Raw genomic sequence first — 6,428 nt, forward strand, 5'->3', positions numbered from 1 at the left:
GCACCTACAAACCCCCACGGTCCATGAATAGCAGTGACCACAGCCTATCCGGCAAAGTCATGCGACATCGCCCCGCACTAAGCTGGGACCATGACTTCACCTGCTCCCACGGTCCTGGTTTTCCTGGACCCCGCCTTCGAAAACGGACGAGTTGCCGACTCAAGCCAGCCGCAGCTCATGGCAACGGACCTTGGCGCTACCCGCGGCGACGGCGTCTTCGAGTCCCTGCTCGCCGTTCAAGGACGTCCCCGGAAGGTACAGGCCCACCTGAACCGGCTGAGCAGTTCAGCAGAAGCCCTGGACTTGGTGCTTCCCGGGCAGGACGCCTGGCGCCGCGCCATCGAGACCGCCATCACCGAATTCCGCGACGTCCACCCTGCTCCCACTCCGGAGGAGGACGAGGTTGTGGTCAAGCTGATCGTGACCCGCGGAGTTGAAGGTGCAGCCAGCCCCACCTGCTGGGTCCAGGCTTCGCCCTCACCGGCGGGCAGTCGCCGGCAGCGCGAGACGGGCATCGACGTCGTACTTTTGGACCGCGGCTTTGATACCGAAGCCGGCGAGCGCGCACCGTGGCTGCTGCTGGGCGCAAAGACGCTCTCATACGCCGTGAACATGGCGGCCCTGCGCTACGCCCACAAGCAGGGTGCCGACGATGCCATCTTCACCTCCACTGACGGCCGGGTCCTGGAGGGGCCCACGTCCACTGTGTTGCTGGCGCACCTTGAAACAGTCCACGACGGCGACGGTTCGGTCAGGACTGTTCGGCGCCTCATCACTCCCCAGCTGGACAGCGGCATCCTTCCGGGCACCTCGCAGGGTGCATTGTTCGCCGCAGCCAAGGCCGCTGGTTGGGAACTCGGTTATGGTCCCTTGGAGCCGCAGGACCTCTTCGACGCCGACGCTGTGTGGCTGATTTCCAGCATCCGGTTGATCGCCCCCGTGAACCACATCAACGGCAAGGAAATCGGCACGGTCGAGGTGCGCAAACAGCTCACTGCTGAACTGAATCAACTGTTTGCAGGGATCGAGTAGCCCACTCGCGGCAGCGGCCTCCGGTAATGGAGCTCCGCATGGAACCTAACAGATAACAAGTAGAGTAATCGCTCGCGTGACTCATTGATTAGGGAATCTTAGCCTCAGCCTTGAGGTTTTTGCGCGTTCAATCGCATTCCTTATCCTCCTTGAAATGGTCATTCGTCATGTGATGAATCTTGTTCTCGTGTTAGTTGGATCACGTCCGGCTGGTACTACTTCAGACTTTGCTGGCTAACTTCCCGGAGGGAATATGGGACTCAGCTCCCCCACAGAAGCCGAAGCATCGGCAACAGAGGCACAGTCCCGGACTGGTGCCTCACAAACAGGTCTTCGCCGGTCCATGGAGGCCCGGCACCTGGTCATGATCGCCATGGGCGGCGTTATCGGATCAGGCCTGTTCGTTAGTTCCGGATACACCATTGCCACAGCAGGCCCCTTGGGTGCCGTGCTGGCATTCCTCATCGGCGCCGTGGTGGTCTACCTGGTGATGGCCTGCCTCGGGGAGCTCGCTGTCGCGTTCCCCGTCTCAGGTGCCTTCCACATTTATGCCGCCCGCACCATCGGCCCTGCTACCGGCTTCGCCACCGCTTGGCTGTACTGGCTCTGTTGGGCCGTGGCGCTGGGCTCGGAATTTACCGCGGCCGGTCTCCTCATGCAGCGCTGGTTCCCTGGCGTTGACGTCTGGATCTGGTGCTTGATCTTCGCCAGCGTCCTGTTCACCCTGAATGCCATTTCATCGCGTGTCTTCGGCGAATCAGAGTTCTGGTTCGCGCTGATCAAGGTCGCCGCCGTCGTCGGCTTGATCATCCTCGGCGGCGCCGCGCTGGCGGGCTTCCACCCCCTTGCCGCGGGAGATTTCCCCTCCTTTGGCGAGAACTTCAGCACCCCGGACGGATTGTTCCCCAACGGTTTCACCGGAGTGTTCGTCACCTGCCTGGCGGTCTTCTACGCCTTCTCCGGCTCGGAACTGATCGGCGTTGCCGCGGGCGAAACCGCCAACCCCGGAGCCAACATCCCCAAGGCCATGAGGACCACGGTCATCCGGCTCATGATCTTCTTCGTCGGGGCGATCCTGGTCATCGCGGCCACCATCCCCTACGAAAAAGTCAGCGTGGACGAGAGCCCGTTCGTCACCGTTTTCTCGATGCTCGGTATCCCCTACGCCGCGGACATCATGAACTTCGTGATCATCACGGCGCTGCTCTCGGCAGGCAACTGCGGCCTCTTTTCCTGTGCCCGCATGCTCTTCTCGCTCGCCGATGAAGGCCACGCACCGCAGGTCTTCAAGAAGCTCACCAAGCGTGGCATCCCCATGGTTGCCCTCTGCGTGAGCATGCTTGGTGGTCTGGCCTCATTGATCAGCAGCGTTGTGGCACCGGCCACCGTCTACCTCGTGCTCGTCTCGGTAGCCGGCTTCGCCACCGTTGGTGTCTGGATGTCCATTGTGGCTTCGCATTTCATCTACCGGCGGACCTTCATCAAAAACGGTGGGGACCTCAGCACGCTTCCCTACAAGGCTCCTTTGTTCCCGCTGGTCCCGATCCTGGCCTTCGCGCTTTGCCTGGTGTCACTGATCGGTATCGCGTTCGATCCCAATCAGGTAGCGGCACTCCTCTTCGGCGTTCCCTTCGTGGGCGCCTGTTACGCCGTCTTCTACTTCAAGTACGGCCGACGCCGGTCGCTCAAGAAGGCAGTGGACGCTTAGGTCCCATTCCGGCCGCGGCCTCCTGACCTCTTTTCGGCACGGATCAGCCCTTGGGCAACCTTTCCTGGTTGCCCAAGGGCTGATCTCGTCTCAAAGAGGGTCAGGAACCTGCGCTGGCCGTGCCTCCACCACCGACTTTGCCGGCCAGACCTCCCCAACACGCCTACCAGAGGGTGTGTCTGGGGCCTTTGGGAGGCCAAAGTAGGTGGTGGCCGCACGCGGCCATGGTTCCGTGGAACTCACGACGACGGCACTCGCCGCGAATGCCCGGGCTTGGGTCTGGACCCAGAGCCTACTTTTTGGCCGCGCGGACCGGGTGCTCACTCAAAATGGAGAGGCGGTTGAAGGCATTGATTCCGATCGCGGCCATGCAGAGCACACTGATTTGCTCGTCGCTGTAGTGCCGGCGTGCCAGTTCGAAAAGCTCAGGGCTGGGCCGCGAAGAGCTCATGCGGGTTATTTGCTCCGCAATTTCCATGGCTACCACTTCAGCGGGATCAAAGAGCTGCACTTCCTTGTAAACGGCTACCAAGGACAACCGCTGTTCCGTTTCGCCATACTTCAGGGCCCGACGATGGTGGAGGTCCAGGCAGAAGGCACAGCCATTGATCTGCGAGCACAAGTAGTTGATGAGTTCGAGGGTGCGGCGCGAGATCCCCAGCCGGTCAGCTTCGTCTACAAGCTGCTGGGAATAGTGGCTCAAAGTCGCATAAAGATCCGGCTGCTGCTTGTCCAGATAGCCGGCCAGAGGTGGTTTTGTTTCCTGTTCAGGCATGGTTGGAGCCTAGCGCAAAGGGCCCCTGTAGCCTCCCGTGAAAGAGGGACCACCCCCAACCCGCGGGACCTGAAAGAGGGACCGCCCCAAACCCGCGGGACCTGAAAGAGGGACCGCCCCCAACCCGCGGGACGTGAAAGAGGGACCACCCCAAACCCGCGGGACGTGAAAGAGGGTTCTATTCGCGCGCGGCAGGGGCGTCGGCGGCGAGCCGGATGCCGTGCTCCGCCAGCCACACCGGGTTGAAGGCCTTGCTCAGGTAGTTGGTACCGGCGTCGGGCGCTATGGCCACCACCACGGAACCGTGAGGTGCGGCCCGGGCCACCCGGACAGCCGCTGCCACGGCCAGCCCGGACGACGGGCCAAGCGCAAGCCCTTCTTCATCAAGGAGCCGGTGAACGGTGGTGTAGACCTCGTCATTGGGGATGCGAAGGAAGCGGTCCACGATTGTGCGGTCGAAAGCCTTGGGCCACTCCGCTTCAGGCCAGGAGTTGCCCACGCCGTCCACCAGGATCTCGCCGGGATGCCCGCCGCTGTAGGCGGACCCGTAAGGATCGGCACCGACAACTTCCAAGTGCCCGACGGGCCGTGAATCGGCCACACGTTCCTTCAGGAAACGCCCGTTCCCGCTGATGGTCCCTCCAGTTCCGATGCCCGCGACGAAATGCGTAATCAGCCCACCAGTCTGCTCCCAGATTTCGGGTCCGGTGGTTTGGTAGTGCGCCAGGGGGTTGGCTGGGTTGTCGAACTGCATGGGACGCCAAGCACCGGGTGTCTCTGCGGTGATCCTGGCAGCCACGGCGCGGGCGTTCTCCGGCGATTCGGAGGTTGCGTTCCAGTCGGTCAGGATCACGCGGGCACCGTAATTGTGGAGCGCGGCGAGCTTCTCCTCGGAGATCGTATCGCCGGTCACCACCACCACCGGGTGCCCTGTCAGGTGCCCGATCAAGGCCAGGCCGATCCCCGTGTTGCCCGAGGTGCTCTCCACGATCGTGGCTCCAGGTTTCAGTTCCCCGGACCTCTCAGCCGCCCGGACCATGCTGAGGGCGGTACGGTCTTTGATGGAGCCGCCGGGGTTCTCGGACTCAAGCTTGATGTGGATGGTGCTCCCCAGGCCCCGGCTGAGCGACTCCAACTTCACCAAAGGCGTGTTGCCCACCTTGTCCAGGACCGAGGCGTCCAGAACGTCCGGCGTGGAGGTTGCCGCGTGCACTCCGTGTTTGCGAACCGTTGTGCTCACCGCAATCCCGCCCCTTCCTCTGTTTCCGGGAATACCTGGTCCAGGACGTCGCGCAACGCAGTCCGCGCCCGTTCCACAAGGTCGGGCGCGGCCGAGCTGTCGGCCAGCACATCAGCGAGTCGACCCACGACGACGCCTGTCCCCTTCCCGAGCGGCTGCCCTGCCGCCGCTTCGAGCAGCAGATACGAGGCTGTCAAAGCCTCGATCACCAGGAGTTTTTCCGCAGCCTCCAGCGACTTTTCGAGTTGCTGCAAGGCCAGCGGGGCGAGTGTGGAGTGGTCCTCGACGTCGGCGGACAGGGTTGGCGCACCCAGGGTGGCCGGAGCGGCCAGGAACTTGAGCTCGGCCAGCAGACCGGCGGCCGAGTACCAGAGCAGCCCCGGAAGTTCCTCAGCCGCCAGGCCTTCTCCGGACGATGCCGCTTGTAGGTGCCTGGCCCGGATGGCACGTTGCGGCGGATACAGCTTGGCGATGCGCCGCTCACTGGAAATACCCACGTGTGCCAGCGCCAACCTCAAGCTTTCAAACGTCAGGGCCAGCTGCATCGGTTGGAAGTTCCCGCCGGACACCATGAGGCCGGATTCGACGTCCACCAACGGATTATCGCCTCGGCCATTGAGTTCCACCTCCAAGGCAGTACCCAACTGCGTCACGAGGGATCGAAACGCCCCGTGAGTTTGCGGCGCTGCCCGGAAGGACAACGGATCCTGTACCGAGGCTTCAGGACGAACATCCTCCAACCACCCGCCACGGAGCAGGTGAAGCACAGCAGCAGCCGAGTCACCCTGGCCGTCCACCGCCTTTGCCGCTTGAATGGCCGGCGAAAACGGACTGAGGTTCCCGCCGTCGTCGTACCTTGCGATGGTCTCCAGCGAGAGGGAAAGCGCGACGTCGGCCAGGTGGGCCAGGTGCCGCAGCCGCGCCAAGGCGAGGGTTCCGGCGCCGATGGAATAAGCGTTGGCACTGACCAGGGCGAGTGCCTCGCCGGGCGCGAGGACCAAAGGTTGCAGGCCGGCGTCGGCGAGCGCTTTGGCACCGGAGATCAACGCGCCATCGGCATCGAAGGCATGGCCCTCACCGATGGCAACGGCTGCGACGGCGGCGAGTTGGGTGAGGTCCGAGGAGCCTACTGAGCCTTCGCGTGGGATGGCGGGAAGGACTCCACGGTTCAGCATCTCCACATAGAAACCGGCTGTTTCCGGACGCACGCCGGAGCCTCCGCGGCTGAAGCCGATGAGCCGGGCCAGGATCACGGCGCGGGCCGTGGGGCGGTCCAGGTAGGAGCCCACGCCGCTGTTGTGATACCTGACCACTTGGATTTGGTACGCCAGCAGTGACTTCTCCTCCACAGCGGTGTCACGGCCGGATCCGAGCAAGGTGTTCAACCCGTAGACGCGCTGCCCGGAGGAAGCAGCGCGCTCCAGCACCTCACGGGAACGTCCCAGCAAAGACAACGCATCTGGGTTGAGTTTCACATGAAACGACGGGTCGGCAGCTGCCAGGGCCACACTCCGCGCGGAAACCGGCGCTGTCCCCAAGTGAAGGGTGCGGGGCTCAGCAGAGGCCATCAAAAGTCCAGGAGATTCTGCCGGAACCCACCGTTGCCGTAACTCTTCCTCAACAGGCCACGACGCCGCAGTTCCGGAGTGAGCTTGTCCAACACCCCGTGCACC

General features: G+C 63.3%; 5 protein-coding genes. 2 read left to right on the forward strand and 3 right to left on the reverse strand.

Going from position 1 to position 6,428, the window contains the following annotated elements; all coding sequences use genetic code 11:
- The first annotated feature begins 90 nt into the window (after positions 1-90).
- Together HP499_RS01635 and HP499_RS01640 are read left to right on the forward strand one after the other, a co-directional pair.
- Positions 91-1,032: an aminodeoxychorismate lyase gene (locus HP499_RS01635; RefSeq protein WP_172322228.1), complete on the forward strand. Its 942-nt coding sequence runs from the start codon at positions 91-93 to the stop codon at positions 1,030-1,032.
- Positions 1,033-1,285: 253 nt separating this feature from the next.
- Positions 1,286-2,740, forward strand: coding sequence for an amino acid permease (locus HP499_RS01640; protein ID WP_172322229.1), 1,455 nt, complete (start codon positions 1,286-1,288; stop codon positions 2,738-2,740).
- A 292-nt stretch (positions 2,741-3,032) separates the two neighbouring features.
- Here HP499_RS01640 and HP499_RS01645 read toward each other — a convergent pair whose 3' ends face one another.
- The 3 genes from HP499_RS01645 to HP499_RS01655 all read right to left on the reverse strand — a co-directional run bounded on the left by HP499_RS01645 (position 3,033) and on the right by HP499_RS01655 (position 6,323).
- A complete protein-coding gene (locus tag HP499_RS01645) occupies positions 3,033-3,515 on the reverse strand; it encodes a carboxymuconolactone decarboxylase family protein (RefSeq protein ID WP_172322230.1) in 483 nt (160 codons plus the stop codon).
- 178 nt (positions 3,516-3,693) lie between these two features.
- Complete coding sequence (locus tag HP499_RS01650) at positions 3,694-4,755, reverse strand: PLP-dependent cysteine synthase family protein (RefSeq protein ID WP_172322231.1); 1,062 nt, start codon at positions 4,753-4,755, stop codon at positions 3,694-3,696.
- Positions 4,752-6,323, reverse strand: coding sequence for an aromatic amino acid ammonia-lyase (locus HP499_RS01655; protein ID WP_172322232.1), 1,572 nt, complete (start codon positions 6,321-6,323; stop codon positions 4,752-4,754). Before HP499_RS01655 ends, HP499_RS01650 begins: the two co-directional genes overlap by 4 nt.
- Positions 6,324-6,428: the final 105 nt, after the last annotated feature.

It is taken from the genome of Paenarthrobacter sp. CM16 (assembly GCF_013179505.1).
In the GTDB taxonomy this organism is placed as follows: domain Bacteria; phylum Actinomycetota; class Actinomycetes; order Actinomycetales; family Micrococcaceae; genus Arthrobacter.